This is a genomic window from Saccharopolyspora sp. SCSIO 74807, assembly GCF_037023755.1.
GTDB classification, from domain to species: Bacteria; Actinomycetota; Actinomycetes; order Mycobacteriales; family Pseudonocardiaceae; genus Saccharopolyspora_C; species Saccharopolyspora_C galaxeae.
In genome coordinates, this window is record NZ_CP146100.1 from 4457834 (window position 1) to 4480111 (window position 22278).

The 22278-nt window shown below is 71.5% G+C and carries 20 protein-coding genes; 15 read left to right on the plus strand and 5 right to left on the minus strand.

Going from position 1 to position 22278, the window contains the following annotated elements:
* The first annotated feature begins 67 nt into the window (after positions 1-67).
* From V1457_RS20395 to V1457_RS20410, 4 genes are read left to right on the plus strand one after another with little or no spacing between them, the layout of a single operon-like run.
* Positions 68-655 carry a non-oxidative hydroxyarylic acid decarboxylases subunit B gene (locus V1457_RS20395; protein ID WP_338596119.1) on the plus strand — a complete coding sequence of 196 codons (588 nt, stop codon included), beginning with the start codon at positions 68-70 and terminating at the stop codon, positions 653-655.
* A 59-nt stretch (positions 656-714) separates the two neighbouring features.
* Positions 715-2130: a non-oxidative hydroxyarylic acid decarboxylases subunit C gene (locus tag V1457_RS20400; RefSeq protein ID WP_338596120.1), complete on the plus strand. Its 1416-nt coding sequence runs from the start codon at positions 715-717 to the stop codon at positions 2128-2130.
* A gap of 17 nt (positions 2131-2147) precedes the next feature.
* Positions 2148-2375, plus strand: coding sequence for a non-oxidative hydroxyarylic acid decarboxylases subunit D (locus V1457_RS20405; protein WP_200070620.1), 228 nt, complete (start codon positions 2148-2150; stop codon positions 2373-2375).
* On the plus strand, positions 2375-2626 hold the full coding sequence (locus V1457_RS20410; protein WP_233627519.1) for a hypothetical protein: 252 nt from the start codon (positions 2375-2377) through the stop codon (positions 2624-2626). The genes V1457_RS20405 and V1457_RS20410 overlap by 1 nt, the downstream gene beginning before the upstream one ends.
* Before the next feature lie 37 nt (positions 2627-2663).
* Here V1457_RS20410 and V1457_RS20415 read toward each other — a convergent pair whose 3' ends face one another.
* Positions 2664-4154, minus strand: coding sequence for an MFS transporter (locus V1457_RS20415; protein WP_338596121.1), 1491 nt, complete (start codon positions 4152-4154; stop codon positions 2664-2666).
* 162 nt (positions 4155-4316) lie between these two features.
* On the opposite strand from V1457_RS20415, the gene V1457_RS20420 reads away from it, so the two are divergent.
* The 9 genes from V1457_RS20420 (at position 4317) to V1457_RS20460 (ending at position 16328) form a co-directional block, all read left to right on the plus strand.
* Positions 4317-7286, plus strand: a complete 2970-nt coding sequence (locus V1457_RS20420) for a family 78 glycoside hydrolase catalytic domain (RefSeq protein WP_338596122.1) — start codon at positions 4317-4319, stop codon at positions 7284-7286.
* Between the two features lie 166 nt (positions 7287-7452).
* Entirely contained in the window at positions 7453-8946 is a 1494-nt protein-coding gene (gene cysC, locus V1457_RS20425) for an adenylyl-sulfate kinase (protein WP_307850069.1), read from the plus strand.
* Complete coding sequence (locus V1457_RS20430) at positions 8931-9971, plus strand: sulfite exporter TauE/SafE family protein (protein ID WP_338596123.1); 1041 nt, start codon at positions 8931-8933, stop codon at positions 9969-9971. Before cysC ends, V1457_RS20430 begins: the two co-directional genes overlap by 16 nt.
* Entirely contained in the window at positions 9883-10614 is a 732-nt protein-coding gene (locus tag V1457_RS20435) for a 3'(2'),5'-bisphosphate nucleotidase CysQ (protein ID WP_407074792.1), read from the plus strand. The genes V1457_RS20430 and V1457_RS20435 overlap by 89 nt, the downstream gene beginning before the upstream one ends.
* Entirely contained in the window at positions 10614-11519 is a 906-nt protein-coding gene (gene cysD / locus V1457_RS20440; RefSeq protein ID WP_338596124.1) for a sulfate adenylyltransferase subunit CysD, read from the plus strand. Before V1457_RS20435 ends, cysD begins: the two co-directional genes overlap by 1 nt.
* Positions 11519-12850 (plus strand): GTP-binding protein, encoded by a 1332-nt coding sequence (locus V1457_RS20445; RefSeq protein ID WP_338596125.1) that lies wholly within the window; start codon positions 11519-11521, stop codon positions 12848-12850. Before cysD ends, V1457_RS20445 begins: the two co-directional genes overlap by 1 nt.
* A gap of 43 nt (positions 12851-12893) precedes the next feature.
* The gene (locus V1457_RS20450; protein ID WP_295149066.1) at positions 12894-13553 is read left to right on the plus strand and encodes a sulfotransferase family protein; all 660 of its coding nucleotides are present in this window, start codon (positions 12894-12896) and stop codon (positions 13551-13553) included.
* A 13-nt stretch (positions 13554-13566) separates the two neighbouring features.
* A complete protein-coding gene (locus V1457_RS20455; protein ID WP_338596126.1) occupies positions 13567-15075 on the plus strand; it encodes an arylsulfotransferase family protein in 1509 nt (502 codons plus the stop codon).
* A gap of 164 nt (positions 15076-15239) precedes the next feature.
* On the plus strand, positions 15240-16328 hold the full coding sequence (locus V1457_RS20460) for a PLP-dependent lyase/thiolase (RefSeq protein WP_338596127.1): 1089 nt from the start codon (positions 15240-15242) through the stop codon (positions 16326-16328).
* A gap of 13 nt (positions 16329-16341) precedes the next feature.
* Here V1457_RS20460 and V1457_RS20465 read toward each other — a convergent pair whose 3' ends face one another.
* From V1457_RS20465 to V1457_RS20475, 3 genes are all read right to left on the minus strand, one after another.
* Positions 16342-17334 carry an NAD(P)-dependent oxidoreductase gene (locus V1457_RS20465; RefSeq protein WP_295149073.1) on the minus strand — a complete coding sequence of 331 codons (993 nt, stop codon included), beginning with the start codon at positions 17332-17334 and terminating at the stop codon, positions 16342-16344.
* 72 nt (positions 17335-17406) lie between these two features.
* A complete protein-coding gene (locus V1457_RS20470) occupies positions 17407-17961 on the minus strand; it encodes a GNAT family N-acetyltransferase (protein ID WP_338596128.1) in 555 nt (184 codons plus the stop codon).
* Positions 17958-19337, minus strand: coding sequence for an ATP-grasp domain-containing protein (locus V1457_RS20475; protein WP_338596129.1), 1380 nt, complete (start codon positions 19335-19337; stop codon positions 17958-17960). The genes V1457_RS20470 and V1457_RS20475 overlap by 4 nt, the downstream gene beginning before the upstream one ends.
* Before the next feature lie 226 nt (positions 19338-19563).
* Between V1457_RS20475 and V1457_RS20480 the strand changes: the two genes are divergently transcribed.
* Positions 19564-20367, plus strand: a complete 804-nt coding sequence (locus tag V1457_RS20480; RefSeq protein WP_338596130.1) for an ANTAR domain-containing protein — start codon at positions 19564-19566, stop codon at positions 20365-20367.
* A gap of 33 nt (positions 20368-20400) precedes the next feature.
* Here V1457_RS20480 and V1457_RS20485 read toward each other — a convergent pair whose 3' ends face one another.
* Positions 20401-20829, minus strand: coding sequence for a universal stress protein (locus tag V1457_RS20485; protein ID WP_338596131.1), 429 nt, complete (start codon positions 20827-20829; stop codon positions 20401-20403).
* 264 nt (positions 20830-21093) lie between these two features.
* On the opposite strand from V1457_RS20485, the gene V1457_RS20490 reads away from it, so the two are divergent.
* Complete coding sequence (locus tag V1457_RS20490; RefSeq protein WP_200070606.1) at positions 21094-22263, plus strand: S8 family serine peptidase; 1170 nt, start codon at positions 21094-21096, stop codon at positions 22261-22263.
* Positions 22264-22278 lie beyond the last annotated feature (15 nt).

Below are 22278 nucleotides of genomic sequence, written 5' to 3' on the forward strand. Positions count from 1 at the left end.
CAGGTGTTAGTATGTAGACGAACGTTCGCATACGAACTATTATTCTCGGTGGGCGGGAGGTCCGGCGTTGCGGCTGATCATCGGGATGACCGGGGCGACCGGGGCGCCGCTGGGCGTCCGGCTGCTGGAAGAACTGCACGAGCAGCCCGAGGTGGAAACGCACCTCGTGCTGAGCCGCTGGGCGCGCACCACGATCGAGCTGGAAACCGGTTACAGCGCCCGCGAGATCGGCAAGCTCGCCGACGTGGTGCACGGCTCGGGTGATCAGGGCGCTTCGATCTCGTCCGGCTCTTTCCGGACCGACGGGATGGTCGTCGTGCCGTGCAGCATGAAGACCCTCGCGGGCATCCGCACCGGGTTCGCCGACGGCCTGGTGGGGCGGGCGGCCGACGTGGTGCTCAAGGAACGCCGCAAGCTCGTGGTCGTGCCGCGGGAAACGCCGCTCAGCGAGATCCACCTGGAGAACATGCTCGCGCTCTCGCGCATGGGCGCGGTGATGGTTCCGCCGATGCCCGCCTTCTACAACAACCCGTCGTCGGTCGGGGACGTGGTCGACCACGTGGTCGCCAGGGTGCTCGACCAGTTCGGCCTGCCCGCGCCCGCCGCCCGCCGGTGGAACGGGCTCGCCGAAGCGCGGCGGGACGACGAGCGCTGAGCCGGTACGTCCGGGAATGAGCCGCCGATGGGCATCCGGCGAGCGGTGAGGAGGAGATCTTGGCCTACGACGACCTGCGGTCCTATTTGGACGCATTGGAGAAGGAAGGGCAGCTGCTGCGGGTGCCGGAACGGGTCGAACCGGAACCGGACCTGGGCGCGGCCGCGAACGCCGCCGCACGGCTCGGCGAGAACGCGCCCGCGCTTTACTTCGACGACGTCAACGGGTTCGTCGACCCCCGGATCGTGCTCAACGCGCACGGTTCCTGGGCCAACCACGCCATCGCGATGGGCCTGCCGCCTTCCACGTCCACGCGGGAGCAGGTCGAGGAGTTCATCCGCCGCTGGGAAGACTTCCCGGTCGCCCCGCAGCGCCGCGACGATCCGCCGTTCGCGGCCAACACCAGCGACGACGTGGACCTGTTCGACGTGCTGCCGCTGTTCCGGCTCAACGACGGCGACGGCGGCTTCTACCTGGACAAGGCCGCGGTGGTCTCGCGCGACCCGGACGACCCGGACAACTTCGACAAGCAGAACGTCGGCACCTACCGGCTGGAGGTGAAAGGCCCGAACCGGCTCGGGATGCAGCCGGTGCCGATGCACGACATCGCGCTGCACCTGGGCAAAGCCGAGGAGAAGGGCGAGGACCTGCCGGTGGCCATCGCACTCGGCAACGACCCGCTGATCACGGTCGTGGCGGGTACCCCGCTCGGCTACGAGCAGTCCGAGTACGAGATGGCCGGTGCGCTGCGCGGCGCGCCCGCTCCGATCGCCACGGCCCCGCTGACCGGGTTCGACGTGCCGTGGGGCTGCGAAGTCCTGCTGGAAGGTGTCGTGGAGGGCCGCAAGCGGGAGATCGAGGGCCCGTTCGGCGAGTTCACCGGGCACTACTCCGGCGGCCGGAACATGACCGTGGTGCGCATCGACCGGATCTCCTACCGCAGCAAGCCGCTGTTCGAGTCGCTGTACTTGGGCAAGCCGTGGACCGAGATCGACTACCTGATCGGCCCGGCCACCTGCGTGCCGCTGTACCAGCAGCTGCGCGCGGACTTCCCCGAGGTGCAGGCGGTCAACGCGATGTACACGCACGGGCTGCTGGCGATCGTGTCCACCAAGAAGCGCTACGGCGGTTTCGCCCGCGCGGTCGGGTTGCGCACCATGACCACGCCGCACGGGCTCGGCTACACCAAGGTCGTGATCGTGGTCGACGAGGACGTGGACCCGTTCGACCTGCCGCAGGTGATGTGGGCGTTGTCGACCAAGGTCAACCCGGCCAGCGATCTGGTGAACCTGCCGAACATGTCGGTGCTGGAGCTGGACCCGGGTTCGCAGCCGCCGGGGATCAGCAACAAGCTCGTGATCGACGCGACCACCCCGGTCGCGCCCGACACGCGCGGGCACTACAGCCAGCCGGTGCGGGACCTGCCGGAGACCGGGCGGTGGATTTCCCGGCTGCGCACGTTGCAGGGCAAGTGAGACGAGAGGAGCCGACGATGTGTCCTCGTTGCGCCGCTGAAGGACTGCGGCGGCTGGCCGTGTCGCCGGTCGCCGGGGTGTGGGAGGTCTGGCAGTGCGAACGCTGCCTCTACACCTGGCGCAGCACCGAACCGGACCGCCGCACCAAGCGCGAGTCCTATCCCGACGCGTTCAAGATGACCCAGGCCGACATCGACGAGGCGCCGCAGGTTCCCGCGATCCCGCCGTTGCGCCGGACGAGCTAATGAACGCGCTGATGTGGGAGGCGCGCGCGCCGGAGGGCAAGCGGGACGAACTGCTCGCCTGGGTGCGCGCGCACGGCGTGCCCGCGTTGCGCGCGAGCGGCGGGGAGGACCTCGCGGTGTACCGCTCGGCCGACCGGGTCGTGGTCATCGCGCACTTCGCGGGCGAGCCGGTGCGGCTGCCCGAGCCGCCGGAGGAGCTCAGCGCCCGCCCGCCGCACCAGTGGCCGTTCGAGAAGTGCTCGCCGCAGTGAGCGCGGTCGTTCCGAGCGAACGGACCGTTCGACCGATCTAGCGGGACGAACGGTCCGTTCGCTCCTCGATGGAGCCGTGTTGGGTGCAAGGGTCCTGGCAGGCGTGGTTGAGGCCCGGGACCGCGACGGACTCGACGGGGCAGCGGCGGTCGATGGTGCACCAGGAAAGCACTCCGCCCAGCGCGCACACCGCCGCGGAGATCACCATCGCCCTGCCGAACCCGCTGCCCACCGTGGCACCGGGGCCGGTCATGCCCGCCACCAGCGGCAGCACCGCGACGGCGACCAGCCCGGCCAGCCGGGAGATCGCGTTGTTCACCCCGGAAGCCACCCCCGCCCGCGCCGGTTCCACCGCGGCCAGCACCGCGGAGGTCAGCGGTGCCACGGTCACCGCCAGGCCGAGCCCGAACACCAGCACTCCGGGCAGCACACCGGTCGGGTAGGACGATCCGGGCACCGCCAAGGTCATCAGCGCCAGCCCGGCCGCGCAGCCGAACGGGCCGATCGTCATCGGCAGCCGCGGGCCGGTTCGCTGGGCCAGCGCACCCATCCGGCCGGACAGCAGCAGCATGATCACGGTGATCGGCAGGGTGGCGATCCCGGCCTCCAGCGCCGAGTAGCCGAGGGTCTGCTGCAGTTGCAGCGACAGCAGGAACAGCGCGCCGCTCAACGCCGAGTACACCGTGAACGTGGTCAGGTTCGCACCGGTGAACTGCCGGTTCGCGAACAGCGCCGGCGGCATGATCGGCCCCTTCGTCCGCGACTCCACCAAGGGGAACGCCACCAGCCCGGCCACTCCGGCGGCGAGCGCCACGGCGGTCAGCACGTTCCAGCCGTGCACGGGCAGTTCGATCAGCGCGTAGATCGCCCCGGCCAGCCCGAGGGTGATGGCCGCGGCTCCGGCCAGGTCCGGCGCCCCGGTGACGCCGGTGCTGCGGGTTTCCGGCACGTGCCGGGCGGTGACCACCAGCGCCACCGCGGCGATCGGGAGGTTGATGAAGAACACCCAGCGCCAGGACACCGCGTCCACCAGCCAGCCGCCGACGAACGGGCCGAGCGCGGAGGAAACCCCGGTCAGCCCGGCCCAGGTGCCCACCGCCCGCCCCCGGTCGTCGGGCCGGATCGTCGAGTTGATCAGCGCGAGGCTGCCCGGCACCAGCAGCGCCCCGCCGACGCCCTGCACCAGCCGGGCGATGATCAGCACCGCGCCGTCCGGCGCGAGCCCGCATCCCAGCGAGGCGAGCGTGAACACCACCAGCCCGATCTGGAACACCAGCCGCCGCCCGTAGCGATCGCCCAGCGCCCCGCCGAGCAGCAGCAGCGCGCTGAGCGTGAGCAGGTAGGCGTCCAGCACCCATTGCAGCACCGCGAACCCGCCACCGGTGTCCCGGCCGATGGCGGGCAGCGCCACGTTGACCACCGAACCGTCCAGGAACGCGACCCCGGAGCCGAGGATGGTGGCCACGATGATCCAGCGGCCTGCCCGGCCGCCGAGCGCCACGGTCGGCGGGGCTGACGGAGCTTCCATGCTGGCCTCTTCCGCTGGGTACCTCGTTCGGGTTCCGGGCGACTCGCCGAGGATAAGCGTGCGCGCCCGGGCGCGGCACCTGTCCACTGTGGAGTGTTGACGGGGTGGGGTGCGCTGCGTACAAACAGCCTCGGCGTTGGCGATCGTGAGCGGGGGTGGCCGGTGACCGGACTCCGGGTCGCGGGGCCGCGGGTCGGTGAGCTGCAGGTCGGCGGGTTGGGGGCCGGCAGGCACGGTCCACTGCTCGGCGTGGACGATCCGGCTCCGGACCTGAGCTGGCGGCTGCTGGGCGACTCCGGCCACCAGAGCGCCTGCCGAGTCCAGGTGTTCGACGAACGCGGGGAACAGCTGTGGGACAGCGGGGTCGTCGAATCCGGCTGCGCCGGACTCGGCTACGGCGGCCCGCGGCTGCCCGCGCGCACCCGGGTCGAGTGGCGGGTCCGGGTGCGCGACCAGGACGACCGCTGGTCGCCTTGGAGCGAACGGGCCGGCTGGGAAACCGGCCTGCTGACGCGCGCGGACTGGGGCGGGGCGCGCTGGATCGCGCATCCGCGGCGCGGGCCGGGCGACCCGCTGCCGATCTTCGCGCGGGCTTTCCGGGTGAGCGGTCCGGTCCGGCGCGCGCGGCTGTACGTGTGCGGGCTCGGCGTGCAGGTCGTGACGCTCAACGGCCGCCCCGTCACCGACGAGGTGCTGGCCCCGGGGAACTCGAACTACCAGCGATCCGCCGAGTACCGGACCTACGACGTCACGGAGTCGGTGCGGTGCGGGCCGAACACGCTCGGCGTCCGGCTCGGCCACGGCACCGCGCACGTGCACCGGGAGGGCACGAACTCCGGTCTGCGCGACGCGTATTCGTGGTGGACCAGTCACGACACCGCCTCGGGGGTGCTGAGCGCGGACGCCCGCGCAGGGGACGACTCGGTCCGGGCCGCCGGCACCGGCGGCTACTTCGTGGGCGGTTCCGTGCACGTCGGCGAGGGCGAGCAGCTGGAAGACCGGTGGATCACCGCGCTCGGCGACGAGTCGATCACCTTCGCGCCGCCGCTGGAGCGGGCGCACCCCGCCGGCACACCTGTCGCAGGGTCCGGCGACCCGGTGGCGGATGTCGACCCGAGCGCCGGTGCCGCGGTGCCGCCGCGAATGCTGGCGAGGCTGGAGCTCACCACCGCCGGCCGCGAGGAGGCGATCGTCAGCGGGCCGGAGTGGCGCACCGCGCTCGGCCCGGCGGTCACCGACAACTGGTTCTCGGGCACCGATCACGACGCCCGCCGGGAACAGCCCGGCTGGGACGAGCCGGGCGCCGACCACTCCGCCGAAGCCGTGCGCCGCGACGGGAGCAGGACCGGCTGGATCGACGCGATGCCCGCGGCGCCGCCGAACCTGGCCACCGAGCTGGTGCGGCGCGCGGGCCCGCCGGTGCGCGTGGTCCGCGAGTGGGAGCCGGTGGCGGTGCGCGAACCGGAGCCGGGGATCCAGGTGTTCGACCTCGGGCAGAACATCGCCGGGTGGCCGGAGTTGCGGCTGCCTCCGGTACCCGCGGGAACCGCGATCAGCCTGCGGCCGGGGGAGGCGCTGACCGAGGACGGCCGCGTGGACCAGACTTCGATCCGCGACGCCACCCGCGGCACCGACGTGCTGCACACCTACATCGCAGCGGGCTCACCGGAGGGGGAGCGGTGGCGGCCCGCGTTCCAGTACTTCGCGATGCGGTTCGTCGAAGTCGCCGCACCGGAAGGGATCCGGCCCGGACTGCGCGGACTGCAACTGCGTGCCGATGCGGCGCCTGCCGGAGCAGTGCGCACTTCGGACGGCCGGATCAACCGGCTGCACCGGATGGTGCACTTCTCGGTGGCGGCGAACCTGATGTCCGTGCTCACCGATTGCCCCGGCCGGGAGAAGCTGGCTTACGGCGCGGACTACACGCATCCGATCGGCGTGCTCTCGCGGCACTTCGACCTCTCCGCGTACCTGCGCACGATGCAGCGCCACCTCGTCGAAGGTCAGGCGGGGCGCGGTCCGCGGGCGGGCAACGTGGCGTTGAAGGCCCCGGTCTACGACTGGGGCTACACCGGGGATTTCGGCGACGAGGTCAACTGGGGCAACGCGATCGTGCTGGTGCCGTGGCTGCTGCACCGGCTCTACGGCGACACCCGGACGATGGCGCAGCACTACTCGGCCATGACGGCTTACCTGGATTACCTGAGCCGGCGCAAAGCGAACGGCCATCTGGTGACCGGGCCGCTCGGCGATTGGGTCGGAGCGGAAGACACCTCGGGTGAGCTTACCGGGACCTGGGGTTATTACCTGACTACCCGGCGGCTCGCCGACATGGCCGGAACCCTCGGCCGCACAACGGATTTCCGCGAGTTCTGCGCGCTCGCGGAGGCGATCGCGGGCGCGTTCCACGACCGCTTCTTCGACGCCGAGCTGGGATGCTACACCGGCGACGGCGCCACCTCCGGCGCGACGCAGGCCGCGCAAGCGCTCCCGCTCGACGCGGGCATGGTGCCGGAAGCGGAACGCCCGCGGGTGCTGGATGCGCTGCTCGGCCGAATCCACCATCGGGACGGTCCGCGGCTGCTCGCCGGCCACATCGGACTCGGCCCGGTGGTGCGGGTGTTGCGCGACGCCGACCGCGACGACGTGCTGTGGGCGGCGCTGCGCCGGGACGAGGTGCCGGGTTATGGCGCGTTCCTGCGGGATCACCCGCAGAATCCCGGTGGGCTGACCACGATCCCGGAGCAGTGGGACATGGTGAACTCGCTGAACCACATGATCCTCACGCAGATCGACGAGTGGTTCCACACCGGGATCGCCGGGATACGCCAGGAACCCGGCTCGGTCGGCTTCCGGCGACTGCTGATCCGGCCGAAGCCCGTGGGCGATCTGCGGTGGGCCGAAGGCCACTACCGCGCGCCCGCGGGGCGCATCGAGACGCGATGGCGGCGCGACGGGACGGATTTCACGCTCACCGTGCGCATTCCGCCGAACGCATCGGCGCGGGTCCAGCTGCCGGGGCGAGTTTCCTGCAGGGGATCGCCAGGTGTCGCGGAGGAGAGCGCCGCCGGTGCGGTCTTCTCCGCGGGCCCGGGCACCCACACCTTCACGTCCGACCTGGAGCCGGAATGATCCGTACGGTACGCGTGCAATGCCGGAAATCACGCTCAGTGGCAACGAGATCCGCCGTGCAAGGTGGGAAAAACGAGATCTGGCGAGAAATGGACACCGGGGTTCTCCGCGGCGGCTGCGGTCGGTCACCGTATGGATCCAGTTCATCGGGCGGACAGAGGTGCGTGTGAGCGGAGCGGAATCCGAGTGTCCGGGGCCGGGTACGCGCGGCCGCGGTGCGGTCCGGCGCGCCACGTGGGTGCCCGGCGCCGCCGAACTGTCCGATGTGGAACTCCTGCTGGACGGTGCTTTCCCGGCGCTGAGCGGATTTCTCGATGCCGCCGACGTCGAGTCCGTGCGCACCCGGCAACGCCTGTGCGACGCGACCCCTTGGCCCGCCCCGATCACGTTGACCGTGCCTGCGGAAGTGGCCGCCGCGGACGAGATCGAACTGCAGGACTCCGAAGGCGCACCTGTCGCCGTGGTCAGCAACGTCGCGGCCTGGTCGGACGCCGACGGCAGCCATGCCGCCGGACCGGTACGCGCCGCCGCGGCGCCTACGGGCGCGCTGCGCAGAATGCGCCCGCCGGCCGCCAGTGTGCGGGAAAACCTGTCGCACGGCCCCGTTCTGGCGATGCTTCCGGAAAAACCCTTGCACCACAAGGAGATCGCGCAGCTGCGCGAGCTGGTCGCCGAGCACGGGGCGCACCTGCTGCTGCTGCCCCGGATGATCGGGCCGCGCCCGGAAGTCCTGGTGCAGGCAGTGCTGGCCGCACGCCCGGAACTGCCGCCGGACACGACGGTCGTGCCGGTGCCGCTGGCGCAGCGGCCCGATCCGAAGCGGGACGCGCTGCTGACCGCGCACGTCGCCGCCGCCTACGGAGCCACCCACCTGATCAGCGAGCATCCGCTGGAACAGCCGCCGATTCCGGGCTTGGAGCCGCCCGAGGTGGTGCGCGAGGACACCGGCCGCTGGCGCCCGGCCGCGCAGGTCGAGCCGAGCAGGCGGCTTCCCGGCCTCAGCGCTGAAGAACTGCGCGCACACCTGGACCGGGGCGACCCGCTGCCGAGCTGGTTCACCACGCCCGCCATCGCCGAGCAGCAGCAACGGCTGCATCCACCGCTGTCCCGGCGCGGCTTCACGGTGCTGTTCACCGGACTTTCCGGAGCGGGCAAGTCCACGATGGCGCGTGCATTGCGGGACGAGCTCACGCAGTACGACCACCGGGCCGTGACGCTGCTCGACGGCGACGTCGTGCGCCGCACGTTGTGCGCGGGACTGGGCTTTTCCGCTGAGGACCGCAGCCGCAACGTGCGCCGGATCGGGTTCGTGGCCTCCGAAGTCACCCGGCACGGCGGCGCCGCGATCTGCGCGCCGATCGCGCCGTACCGCGCCGACCGCGATGCGGTGCGCGACATGGTCGAGGAATCGGGCGGATTCGTGCTGGTGTACGTGGCGACGCCGTTGGGCGAGTGCGAGCGCCGCGACCGCAAGGGCCTCTACCGCAAGGCCCGCGCCGGGACGCTGCCGGAGTTCACCGGCGTCTCCGCGCCGTACGAGGTGCCCGCCGATGCGGACCTGGTGCTGGACACCTCCGGGCTGTCGCAGGACGAAGCCGTCGACGAGGTCGTCGCGCTGCTGCGGCGACGAGGCTGGGTGGGCCGGTGGAACCCGCATTAGCCGAGCTCGCCGCACCGAACCCGGGAGTGGCGGTCACCGGCCTGCTGACCGGGCTGCTGGTGGGACTGACCGGGATGGGCGGCGGCGCGTTGACGATGCCCCTGCTCACGCTGGTGTTCGGGGTGCCGCCGCTGGCAGCGGTGTCTTCCGACTTGGTCGCCAGCGCGGTCATGAAGCCGGTCGGGGCGCTGGTGCACCTGCGGCGCAGGACCGCGGACGCGCGGCTGGTCGGCTGGTTGTGCTTGGGCTCGTTGCCGTGCGCGGTGGTGGGATCGCTGTTCGCGGGTTCGCTCGGCGACGGCGCGGAGTCGTCGTTGAAGACGTTGACGGGCGTGGCGGTGCTGCTGGCCGCGATCATGCTGTTCGCCCGGATGCTGCTGGCGAAACGCAGCCCCGCGGCCGGCGCCGCCTCGGTGCGGCCGTTGCCGACCGCGCTGCTCGGCGCCGTGGCCGGGCTCATCGTCGGCACCACCTCGGTCGGTTCCGGTTCCATCATCATCGTGTGCCTGCTGCTGACGAACCGCTCGCTGAGCTCGGCGCGGCTGGTCGGCACCGACCTGGTGCAGGCCGTGCCGCTGGTGCTGGTCGCCGCCTGCGGGCACCTGTTCACCGGCGAAGTCCACTTCGGAATCGTCGGTTCGCTGCTGGTGGGCTCGCTGCCCGGAGTGCTGGTCGGAGCGGTGATCTCGGCCCGCGTCTCGGACCGGCCGATCCGCGTGCTGCTCGGCGGAATGCTGGCGACCACCGCAGTGATGCTCCTGGGGGCGAACGCGATCATCGGCGCGTCGTCGGGCGTGCTGGTGGTGCTCGCGGCAGCGGTCTCCCCGGTCGCGCACCGGGTGTTCTCCCGTGCCCGCCCTGGCGCGCGGAACGAAGAGTTGACGTCGGACGAGGAGGTACCGGGTGAGCGCGGACGATCACGAACTCGCCGCACGACTGGCGCGGGAAGCCGGCGAGAGCCTGCTGGACCTGCGGGAGCGGACGGCGTCCACAACGGACCCGAAAGCCCTCGGCGCGGAGGGTGACCGCACGGCGCACGACCTGCTGGTCGCCGCGCTCGCGCAAGCCCGCCCGCAGGATCCGGTGCTGTCCGAGCACGGCGTTTCCGGGCCACCGCGGGAATCCGCCGACCGGGTCTGGATCATCGACCCGCTGGACGGGACCCGCGAGTTCTCCGAAGCCGGACGCACCGACTGGGCCGTGCACGTGGCACTGGCCGAGGATCATCAGATCACCGCGTCCGCGGTAGCGCTGCCCGCGCACGGCCGGGTTCTCGGCACCGGTGCGCCGCCGAAGCAGCCGAGCCACGGCATCGCCCACCCGCGGCTGGCGGTCAGCCGCAGCCGCCCGCCGGATTTCGTGCGCGAGCTCGCCGAATCGCTCGGCGCCGAGACCGTTCCGATGGGCTCCGCGGGCGCGAAGATCAGCGCGGTGGTGCTCGGCGAGGTCGACGCCTACGTGCACGCGGGCGGGCAGTACGAATGGGACAGCGCAGCGCCGGTCGGCGTGGCCCGGGCGGCCGGACTGCACACCAGTCGGGTGGACGGCTCGCCGCTGCACTACGACCTGCCGGACCCGTGGTTGCCGGATCTGCTGGTGTGCCGCCGGGAACTGGCCGCGGACCTGCTGGCCGCGCTGCCCGGGAACCTGACCGAGGGGAGTCGCTGATGCCGTCCGGACCGTCCCGATCGGACGTCCTGGAGTCCGAGGCGCTGCACCTGATCCGCGAAGTGGCCGCCGAATTCGACCGCCCCGCGCTGCTGTTCTCCGGCGGCAAGGACTCCGCGGTCCTGCTGCGCCTGGCGGAGAAGGCGTTCGCACCCGCTCCGATCCCGTTCCCGGTGCTGCACGTGGACACCGGGCACAACTTCGACGAAGTGCTCGAGTTCCGGGATCGCCGCGTCGCCGAGCTGGGAGTGCGCTTGGTGGTGGCCGGCGTGCAGGACTCGATCGATGCGGGTCGGGTGGCCGAGCCGACGGGCCGCTGGCCCAGCCGCAACCGGGCGCAGACGGTGACGCTGCTGGACGCCGTCGCCGAGCACCGCTTCGACGCCCTGTTCGGCGGCGCGCGCCGCGACGAGGAACGCGCGCGGGCCAAGGAGCGGATGCTGTCCTTCCGGGACTCCTTCGGGCAGTGGGATCCGCGCAACCAGCGCCCCGAGCTGTGGAACGTCTACAACGGACTGATCCGGCCCGGCGAGAGCGTGCGCGCGTTCCCGCTGTCGAACTGGACCGAACGCGACGTGTGGACCTACGTGGAACGCGATGGTGTCGAGCTGCCGCCGCTGTACTTCGCGCACACCCGCAAGGTGTTCGAGCGCGACGGGATGTTGTTGGCGGACAACCCGTTCCTGCACCGCGACCCGGACGAGCCGCTGGTGGAGCGATCCGTGCGGTTCCGCACGGTCGGCGACATGACCTGCACCGGCGCGGTTCCCTCGGAAGCGTCCACGGTGTCCGAAGTGCTCGCCGAGATCGCCGCGACCCGGGTCACCGAGCGCGGCCAGACCCGCGCCGACGACCGCACGAGCGCGGCCGCGATGGAGGACCGCAAGCGGGAGGGATACTTCTGATGAGCCCGAGTTCTCCGGCCGGACCGGCCGTTCCCGCGGACGCGTTACCCGGAACCGCTGCGGACGCGGACGGTTTCACCCCGGCCGACGGCCTGCTGCGGTTCGCCACCGCAGGCGCGGTCGACGACGGCAAGAGCACCCTGATCGGCCGGTTGCTGCACGACTCTAAGTCGCTGCTGGCCGACCAGGTCGAAGCGCTGGAGCAGGCCAGCGCGGAACGCGGCGACGACGTGCTGGACCTGGCGATGCTCACCGACGGCCTGCGCGCCGAGCGCGAGCAGGGAATCACCATCGACGTGGCGCACCGCTACTTCGAGACCGCCCGTCGCGCGTTCATCATCGCCGACACCCCGGGTCATGCCCAGTACACCCGGAACATGGTCACCGGGGCGTCCACTGCGGACCTGGCGATCGTGCTGGTCGACGCACGGCACGGTTTGACCGAGCAGAGTCGCAGGCACGCCGTGCTGGCCGGGCTGCTGCGGGTTCCGGAGGTCGTGCTCGCGGTGAACAAGATGGACCTGGTCGACTACGACGAGCAGGTTTTCCGCGACGTCGCGGCCGAATTCGCCGAGTTCGTCGGGCACGGGTGCACCGCGATCCCGCTGTCGGCACTGCACGGCGACAACGTGGTGGAACGCTCGGCCGCCATGCCCTGGTACGAGGGACCGGCGCTGCTGGAGCACCTCGAGCAGGTCCGCATCGCGGACGACAACTCCACAATGGATTTCCGGATGCCGGTGCAGTGCGTCATCCGGGCGCCCGAGCGCGATTACCGCGGTTATGCGGGCCAGATCTCCGGCGGCTCGGTGGCAGCGGGCGATGAGGTGCTGCACCTGCCCTCCGGGATGCGATCCCGAGTGTCCTCGGTGGACACCGCGGATGGCGCGCTGGTCAGCGCGCAGGCTCCGCTGTCGATATCGCTGCGACTGGCCGACGACATCGACGTCGGTCGCGGGGATCTGCTGTGCGCCGCGGCGAACGCCCCGGAACCGGCGGACGAGCTGTCCGCGACGGTGTGCTGGATGACCGCGGCGGCACCGCTGCGGCCCGGCACGCGGCTGCTGTTCAAGCACACCACGCGCACCGTCAAAGCCGTCGTCACCGAGGTTCGGCACCGGCTGGACGTCACCACGCTGAGTCGGGAGCCGGCCGCCGAGCTCGGGCTCAACGACATCGGCGAGGTCGGACTGCGCCTGGCGCAGCCGATCTTCTGCGACCCCTACGAGCGCAACCGGCTCACCGGCGGCGGAGTGCTCATCGACGAGACGACGCACGCCACGGCGGGTGCCGTCCTGATCACCGAGGCGAACCCCGGTACGCGCAGTTGATCGGCGCGTGCTGCCGGGCAGCTACGACAAGGAGTTGAACGCAATGGTCAAGATCATCGGAGCCGGGTTCGGCCGCACCGGCACCGCATCGCTGAAGGCGGCGCTGGAACACCTCGGCTACGGCCCCTGCTACCACATGTTCGAGGTGATCGCGCAGCCCGAGCGGGCGCAGGACTGGGAGCTGGCGATGGACGGCCGGGTCTCCGATTGGCAGCAGGTGCTCGGCGGATTCGAGTCCACAGTGGACTGGCCGGGTTGTGCGTTCTACCGCGAACTGATGGATTTCTACCCGGACGCCAAGGTGCTGCTGACCGTGCGCGACCCGGAGCGCTGGTACGACAGCACCTACGGCACGATCTACCAGTTCGTGCAGGACCCGCCCGGCGACGACGACTTCAGCGCCAAGCTGCGCCCCACCGTCGAGCGGATGATCTGGAACGGCACGTTCGACGGCCGGTTCGCCGACCGCGCGCACGCCATCGACGTCTTCGAGCGGCACAACGCCGAAGTGCAGCGCGTGGTGCCCGCCGACCGGCTGCTGGTCTACCGCGTCGGCGAGGGCTGGCAGCGGCTGTGCGACTTCCTCGACGTGCCGGTGCCGCAGGAGGAGTTCCCGCACGTCAACGATTCCGCCTCGATCCGCGACCTGGCCGCGCAGGTCAGCGCCGATGGCGAAGTGCCGTCCCCGTTCACCAGCGCTTGATCCGGAGATGTCCATGTCATCTGACTCCTTCTCGATCGGCCGTCGCGCGGTGCTGCGAATGCTGGCCGCGGCTCCCGCCGTGCCCGCGCTGATCGGCACCACAGGCACCGCCGGCGCCGCCGCGTCCCCGGGCGCCCGCGCCGGGCAAAGCCTCATCACCCGTCCCGACCTGCAACCGCCGCTGGTGGAGATCAGCACTCCGGCCGCGAACACCGAGCCCGGGCACGTGCTGCTGACCCCGGCCGGAGCAAACGTCCTCAACGCCGAGGCGGCCGCACCGCGCGCGGCGACCCAGCCCGGTGCGCTGATCATGGACGATCTCGGTCAGCCGGTGTGGTTCAGCCCGCCCGCCGAGGGCGTGATCGCCAACCTCCAGGTGCAGCGCTACCAGGACCGGCCGGTGCTGACGTTCTGGGAGGGCGCGATCGAGGTGCCGCCCGGTTTCGGCAACGGGCAGTACGCCGTGCTGGACGAGAGCTACCGGCGGATCGCGACCGTGCGCGCGGCCAACGGCCTGCAAGGCGACATGCACGAGTTCGTGATCACTCCGCGCGGAACCGCGCTGCTGCTGATCTACTCCGAGGTGCGCGCGGACACCACGCCGGTCGGCGGGCAACCGAACTCGAAGGTGCTGGAAGGCGTCCTGCAGGAAATCGACATCGCTTCCGGGCAGCTGCTGCTCGAGTGGCGCAGCCTGCAACACGTCGGGCTGGACGAGTCGCTGCTGGCGGTGCCCAAGGACCCGGAGCAGTGGTTCGACTACATCCACCCCAACGCGATCTGCGAGGACGGCGACGCGCTGCTGGTCTCCGCGCGCTGCACGCACTCGGTGTTCCGGATCGACCGGACCAGCGGCGAGGTGACGTGGCGGCTCGGCGGCAAGCGGAGCGACTTCGCCATGGGTCCGGACGCGGCGTTCGCCTGGCAGCACGACGCGCGCCGCCAGCCGGACGGGACGATCACCATCTTCGACAACGCCGAAGCCGCACCAGGTCGCGGCCGCTCCCGCGCGCTGTCGCTGGCCGTGGACGAGACCGCCCGCACCGCGAACGTGGTGCGCAGCAACGAAAGCCCGGAAGGGTTGCTGGCGCCGAACCAGGGCAACATGCAGGTGCTGGCCAACGGGCACGTCTTCGTCGGCTGGGGCGGAGAGCCGTACTTCACCGAGTTCGGCGCGGACGGCGAGGTGCTGTTCCACGGCAGGTTCACCGAGTCGATCACGTCCTACCGCGCGTTCCGCTCGGCGTGGGTGGGCAAGCCGCTGGACGCCCCGGCTGTGGCCGGGCTGCCGGGCAACGGCTCGACCAGCGTTTACGCGAGCTGGAACGGGGCGACCGAAGTGGTGACCTGGCGGGTGCTGGCCGGGCCGGACGAGGCGAACCTGGCTCCGGTGCAGGACGCGCCGAAGACCGGGTTCGAAACCCGGGTCGACATCGCGGGTGCGCAACCGTTCGTGTCCGTGGAGGCCCTCGACGCCGGGGGAGCCGTGCTCGGCGCCTCGCCGCCTGCCCGGGTGGGCTGAGAGCCGATCGCTTGGAGTGAAGGGACTTTTCCCGCCGAGGAGTCCCTTCACTCCGCGGAAACGGCGCGGCGAGCGGGCTCGTGCCGGCCGCGAGGCCCGGACGGTGTCCGCGACCGGTTCGGACAGTAGGCTTCCTCCGGATCCGACACCCGGAGGGGGAAGCGATGCAGCCTGCGATGAACGAGCACCTCACCGGGCTCCGATGCATCCAGTGTGGACGGTTGCATCCGGTCGCGGACCATCCGGCGGGCTGCGAGCACTGCCGGGATCAGGGCAGCGCGGCGAACCTGCGCTGCGAGTACGACGACGACCGGCCGCGGCTGTCGCTGACGGGCGCGCGCAGCCTCGGCGAAGGCGGCACGCCGCTGTTCCCGCTGCCCGCCGAGGTGGCCGGTCTCGACGTGTGGGTGAAGAACGAGGCGGCCAACCCGACCGGTTCGCACAAGGACCGGTTCAGCTGGGGCGCGGTCGGCCGCGCCGCCGCTGCCGGGTACGCGGGCATCGCCGCTGCTTCCTCCGGCAACGCCGCGTTGTCGCTGGCCGCTTACTCCGCGGCGTACGGCTTGGCGTGCGAGGTCGCCGTCACCACCGACATCCCCGATGTGCTCGCCGGGGCCGTCCGGGACACCGGTGCCACGCTGCACGTTTTCGACAGTGCCGAGCAGCGCTGGGACTTCCTGCGTGGCCGCACCGGTGATCCGGGCACGCTCGTGGTCACCAACTACACGCGCCCGGTAGCGGGCGGTTCACCGTTCGGGATCGACGCGATGCGGGCCATCGGTTGGGAGATCCGCTCCGGCCTGCAACGCCTGCCGGAACACGTGGTGATCCCCGTTTCCCGCGGCGACCTCGCCTACGGCGTGTACCTCGGCTTGCAGCAGATGGCGCGCAGGCACGGAGAATCGTGCCCGCGGGTTCATCTGGTCGAGCCGTTCCCGAGGCTCGCCGCGGTCCGCGCGGGAGCCGGCGTGCACGACAGCTTCACCGGCTCGGCCGCCGGAACCCCGTCGATCGGCGGGGATTCGACGACGGTGCAGGCGTTGCGAGTCCTCGACGACACCGGCGGATCGCCCGTGGTGCTCTCCTCCGAAGTGGAGGAGGCCCGGATCCGCTTGGCACGCATGGGGATTCTCTGCGAAGGCACGTCCGCCACCGTGTTGCCCGCGGTGGAGGAGTTGCGCGGGCGCGGTGTCGCCGCACCCGGCGAGTCCATTGTGGTCGTACTGACGTCACATCCGTTCAACGGCCTCTGAACCCGAAGCGGGTTCACTCGGGCCCCGTCGTGTAGATCCCGTGCGGATACGGGTGGTACCCCTTGGTTCCGACAGCGCGGGCGACGGGACTGCGCACGTCCTCGTCGGCCTGCAGCAGATCCAGGACGTGGCGGAAGTCGTACCGCGGTCGCCAGCCGAGTTCCGCGCGGGCGCGGGAACTGTCGTAAACCCGGTCCAGCCCGGGGAACATCCGCCACCCGCGGCGGGCGTACTCGCCCGGCTGGTCCGGGAACAACCGGGACACCACGGCCTGCGCATCCGCACGCAGCTGCGCGGAATCCTCCCGGCTGAACGGGGGAGTGGCGCTGATGATGTAGCGCCCGAAGCCGATGCGCGGAGCTTCGGCCAACGCGAGGCGGTGCGCGTCGACGACGTCCTGGAGGTCGACGCGGCGGTACAGGTACTCGTTGACCTTCGTGTTCATCCCCTCGTAGGCGGCCCGCACCTCGTCGCGGTCGTCGTCCTCCGGGAAGAACCGGGAAGTCCGCAGCACCACCACCGGCAGACCGTGTTCGCGGTGCACCAGCTCGGCCACGTTCTCGGCGGCGATCTTGGTGACGCCGTAGATGTTGCGCGGCACCGGCTCGACGTCCTCGGTGATCCACGCCGCCGGCTGATCCGGCTCCGGTGTCAACGCGCGGCCGAACGCGCTGGTGCTGCTGGTGAACACGAAGCTTTCCACCCCGGCGGCGGCGGATTCCTCCAGCAGCGCCAACGTGCCGGTGACGTTGGTGTCCACGAAGTCCTGCCGCTCGTGCGAGCTGACGTGCGGCTTGTGCAGCGTGGCCGCGTGCAGCACGCCCGTCACGCCCTGCAGGCACCGCCGCAGCAACGCCCGGTCGGTGATCGAGCCGGTGACCGTGGTGAACCGGGACTCCACCAGGTCGAGCCCGACCACGTCGCGTCCTTCGGCGCGGACGCTGCGCACCAATGCTTCCCCGAGGTGCCCGGCGCTGCCGGTCACCAGAATCCGTTCCGCACGCACCCCGCAGACGTTACGGACTCCGGGCGCGACCAGGAAACCGATTTCGGCGACTCAGCTTCGCCGCGGCTCAGCTCACACCAGCACGTCGGCCGCCTCCACCACGGGCAGGTCATCCCGCGGCACGACCGGATTCTCGAACAGCGCTCCATTGTGGAACCCCGGAACCGTGCGCACGTACCGGCCCCGGATCCGGTCGTAGTAGTCCAGCAACTTCGCATTGGTGGCCCAGGCGGTGTAGCGGACGATCGTGACGCCCGTCCGCGCCGCGTGCGAAGCCGCCCAGCGCCCGAGGCAGGTGCCGATGCCGCGTCCCGCGTGCGAACGTTGCACCACCAGGTTGTGCAAGTAGCGAGCGGGAGTGCGCAGCTCCTCTTCGGTCCACAGCACCGGTGATCCGTGCGGGGTGCTGGTGACCGTGGCCACCGGCTCCCCATCCGGCTGCAGTGCCGCCATGAACGTGGACCCCTCGTGGATCCAGTCCACCATGCGCTGCCGGTCCGCCGGGCGGTTCCACTGGTCGGTGCCGTGCTCGGCCTGCAGCCAGTCGGCGGCCTCCTCCCGCCACCGCAGCAACAGGTCCATGTCGTCCACAGTGGCCGTACGCACGTGCAGAGTGGGCGGATTCATCCGGCGGCCTCCTCGGTTTCCCTGGCGGAGAGGGCGAACAGTTCGCGGAAAGCAGCGGTCAGCCGGGTGCCGTAGTCGTTGAGTACCTTCCCGTCCGGACCCGTCGCCGCGCTGGCGGTGACCAGCATTCCGAGCGATGCGCCGGTTTCCAGCTCGGCGCCGCGCGTCGGCAAGCCCACGGCCGCGCACTCACCTTCGGCGCACTCCAGCAGACCCGCACCGGCACGCCGCCACACCAGCCGATCCCCGTCCAGCGCGTACACGCCGCTGCGCGGAGCGGTGGTCACCTCAGCGGTGCGGCCGGTGTGCCGCACGGCGAGCTGCACGCCCGGCGCGGGAGCGGGGTCGTGCTCGCCGCTGGTGCGCCTGCCTTGCCGTTCCAGCGCGTGCCGGTTCAGCAGCGGGATGTGCCCTTGGGATCGTTCGATCTCACCCAGCAGCCACGTCGAGCTCTGCGGCCGGGCGTTGAGCTCCAGCACGGCCACCGAGTCGCCGCGCACGATCAGGTCGACCCCGAACACGCCGCGGTAGTGGCGTCCGGCCAACCCGGCTCCCACCCGTTCGACCGCATCTCGCGCGCGTTCCATGGCGATCGCGGAAACGCGTTGCGGCGCCTGGAAATCGCAGCCGCAGTAGGCCCCGAACTCGAAGCCCGCCGCGGGCAGGCCGGCGAACTGCACCGAGGGCCTGGTCACGCCGACCGAACCGTCCATGCCGACGAATCCGTGGAAGTTCAGCGCCGTGCCGTCGAGGAATTCGCTGATCAGCCAGTCGCCCGCCGCCGGTTCCCGCGCCCGTGCCGCGCGCAGTTCCGCATCGCTGCGCACCAAGTAGGTGCCCAGGCCGCCCGAGCCGACCGGGCGTTGTGCCACGAACGGCGAGCCCAGCCCGCGAACCAGCGCGGGGTGCGAGAGCGAGTGCGCGGCGACGACCTCGCCAGCCGGGACGGGCAAGCCGCGGTCGGCGAACCAGGCCCGCATCCGGGTCTTGTCGTTGAGGTCGGCGGGTGCCGGCCGCTCCCGTTCCCTGGCGACCAGCGATGCCCAATGTCGCGGGACCTCGGGCCTGGTCGCGGACAGCAGCGGCGGTTGACCATCCTCGCGCGCCCGCGCCGGCGGGGTCAGCGAAGCCTTCATCGCTTTGATCCCGCAACTCCGCACATCCCTGCGCGAACCCTGCTGATGTTCCAGCGAGCAGGTCCGCACGCCGAAACGCTGCGCCCATTCGGGATCCGCCGACTCCGCGGAGGCCAACCAGGTCAGCGCACCCGCGCGCAGCAGCGGAAGCGCATTGACCGCGCGCGTGACGAAGTCGATCAGGCCGCGTTCGCGCAGCGCCCGGTCACCGTCCTCGGTCGATCCGATCGTCGGACGCACGGTTTCCTCGCAATCGGACTGGCGGACGCGCGGTGAAGCTGCTCTTTATCGATACGGCAAGGCCATCGCCCGGGAAAGGTCAACGCCGGGTGATCACCTGGCTGTGGGGCGGGTTTCGTCGGATCCGGTGCAGCCGATCGTCTGGCGTTGCCGGACGGCCGTCGGTGGCGGGCCGAATAGCCGTTCGCGGCGCTGGGAAACCTCCTGCTGGCGAGAGGAGGCACCGATGGCAGCGCTGACCCCGGACTGGGAGACCGACCGCCGCCGCTTCGCCGAGCGCGTCGGATCCGGCGCGGGACTCGCCGGCTCCGGCGCGCCGGGCGGGACCGGCGGACTCGCCGACCAGCGGGCGCAGATCTGGTCGCCGCTGGCGGGCCGGTTCGCCGACCTCGGCCGCGACGTGTTCGCCGAACGGACGTTGCGCGGTGTCGTCGATGCCGTGCTCGCGGTGGCCGTCCGGAGCGTTCCCGGTGCGGAGTTCGCCGCGCTGACCCTCACTCGGGCCGGCGAACCGCTGCACACCGCGGGCACCCGGAACGCCGCAGGCGGCCCGGACGAGCGGGCCGCGGCGCTCGACGAGGTGCAGAGCGGCTCAGTCCAAGGGCCGTTCCACGAGGTCAGCAGGCAATCCGGGCCCGGCGCGCTCGCCTGCCCGGACCTGACCGGCGAACCGGCGGAGTTCGCCGCTGCGGCGGCGCGGTGCGGTCTGCGCAGTCTCGGCGCCGCCGGTGTTTTCCCGGCGGGCGGCGGTGTTCGCGGTGCGTTGACGGCGTACTCGGCCAGTCCGGGCACCTTCGACGACTCCGCGGCCGACCGGCTGCTCGTGCTGGCCTGCTTCGTCGCGGCCGCGCTCGGCACCACCGATGCGGTCACCGCGGGCGAGCTGGCGCAGCGCGGCATCACCGAGCCGGTGCGCAGTTCCGTCGCCATCGAACGCGCCACCGCCGTGCTCGTCGAGCGGCGCGGCCTGAGCCCGCAGGACTGCTACGACGTGCTCCGGCGCGCCACGACCGAACTCGTCGGCAGGTGATCGGCGGCGCCCATCGAGGGGGTCATCGGCGGATCACTGCCGAACGATGACCACCGGGCAGCTCGAGTGCACCGCGCACCGCTGGCTGGTCGAACCCAGCAACGCACCGTAGAAGCTTCCGTGCCCGCGGCTGCCGACCACCAGCAGGCGGGCGTCGGCGGAGGCGTCGAGCAGCGCTTGCGCCGAGTGCCCGTGCACGACCTCGCGCTGGACCTGCACCGGACTGCCCGCGGCGACCTCGTCCACGGCCTCGTTCATGCTGCGGGTCGCGGTGTCCTGGAACTCATCGGGCGGCATCGGCCCGCCCTCCCAGCTGTAGAAGGCGGGGTACTCCCAGGCGACCACGGCGCGCACTTGGGAGTTGGTGAGTTCGGCCTGTTCCAGCGCCCAGCGCAATGCGGACCGGGAGGGTTCCGAACCGTCCACTCCGACCACGATGACGTTCTGCGTTGCGGTGTCCACGTCGCACCTCCGTAGCCTTCCGGCAGCGGATTCCAGTGTCGGCCGGAGCTTCGCCGGCTGGCAACGATGTTGCGGCGAGTCGTCGACGGTGCGTGCCCGACCATTCGTCCAGGGGTCACCCGGCTCAGCGGCGGGTTGAGATTTTCCAGTGATGCCAGGCGAATTCGCCGCACGTGATCGTTACTCGACCGGTGTCTTGCCGGTACGGGCGGGACAGGAGTTTGCTTGTGGGGCCATACGTCGCAGACCGCGTAGGGGGCAACGATGACCACAGCGCAGAACCCGACCACGGGCCGCTACCTCGTCCTGCTGCAGGACGATGCCACCGTGCTCGGCGCCCGCGAGCTCAACCGGGTCGCCGGGATCCGCGCCGCCAGCACCGCCGACGCCGCAGGCGCCGCGCCGGGGGAGCTGTTCAGCAGCGCGGGCGGCGTCGTGCTGCACGACCTCGGCGTGGCGCTGATCGACGCCGACCAGGACCAGGTGGCCACGCTGCGGAACTCGATGCAGCAGCGCGGTACCGCGCTGGCCGCGCTGGAGCCGGAGCGCCGGGTGTTCGCGATCGGCTCTCCGCAGCCACCGGACGACACCGAAACGACCTGGGGCCTCAAGGCGGTCGGCGCCGACAGCGCCGCGTCCACCGGCAGCGGTGTCCGGGTGGCGGTGCTCGACACCGGTTTCGACCAGCAACACCCGGATTTCGCCGGCCGCGACGTGGTGACCGCGTCCTTCGTGGAGGGCCAGGACGCGCACGACGGGCACGGCCACGGCACGCACGTGATCGGCACTTCGTGCGGCCCGCGGACGTTGCAGGCCGGGCCGGGCTACGGGATCGCCCCGGAAGCTTCGATCTACGCCGGGAAGGTGCTCAGCGACGAGGGTTCCGGCGGTGACGGCGGAATCCTGTCCGGGATCCAATGGGCCATCGCCAACAACTGCCCGGTGGTGTCCATGTCGCTCGGCGCGCCGACCCAGCCGGGCCAGCCGTTCTCGGACGCCTTCGAGCGGGTCGCGCAGCGGGCCATGCAGCGCGGCACGTTGATCATCGCGGCTGCGGGCAACGAGAGCCAGCGCTCCGCCGGTGTCGTGGCGCCCGTGGGGCATCCGGCGAACTGCCCGTCGGTGATGGCCATCGGCGCCGTCGACGAGCAGGGCCAGATCGCCGACTTCTCGTCCGGCACGGTCGACGAGATCGGGCAGGTCGACTTGGCCGGCCCCGGCGTGGACGTGTACTCCAGCTGGCCCGGCCAGGAGCGCTACCGCAAGCTCAGCGGAACCAGCATGGCCACCCCGCACGTCGCCGGGGTCGCCGCGTTGTTCGCGCAGCAGTTCCCCGAACGCGCTTGGGGACTGTGGGCGCGGTTGACCCAGCGCGGTCGGCGGCTGGCGCTTCCCGCCACCGACGTGGGCACGGGGCTCGTGCACGCGCCCTGACCCGGAGTGCGGCGC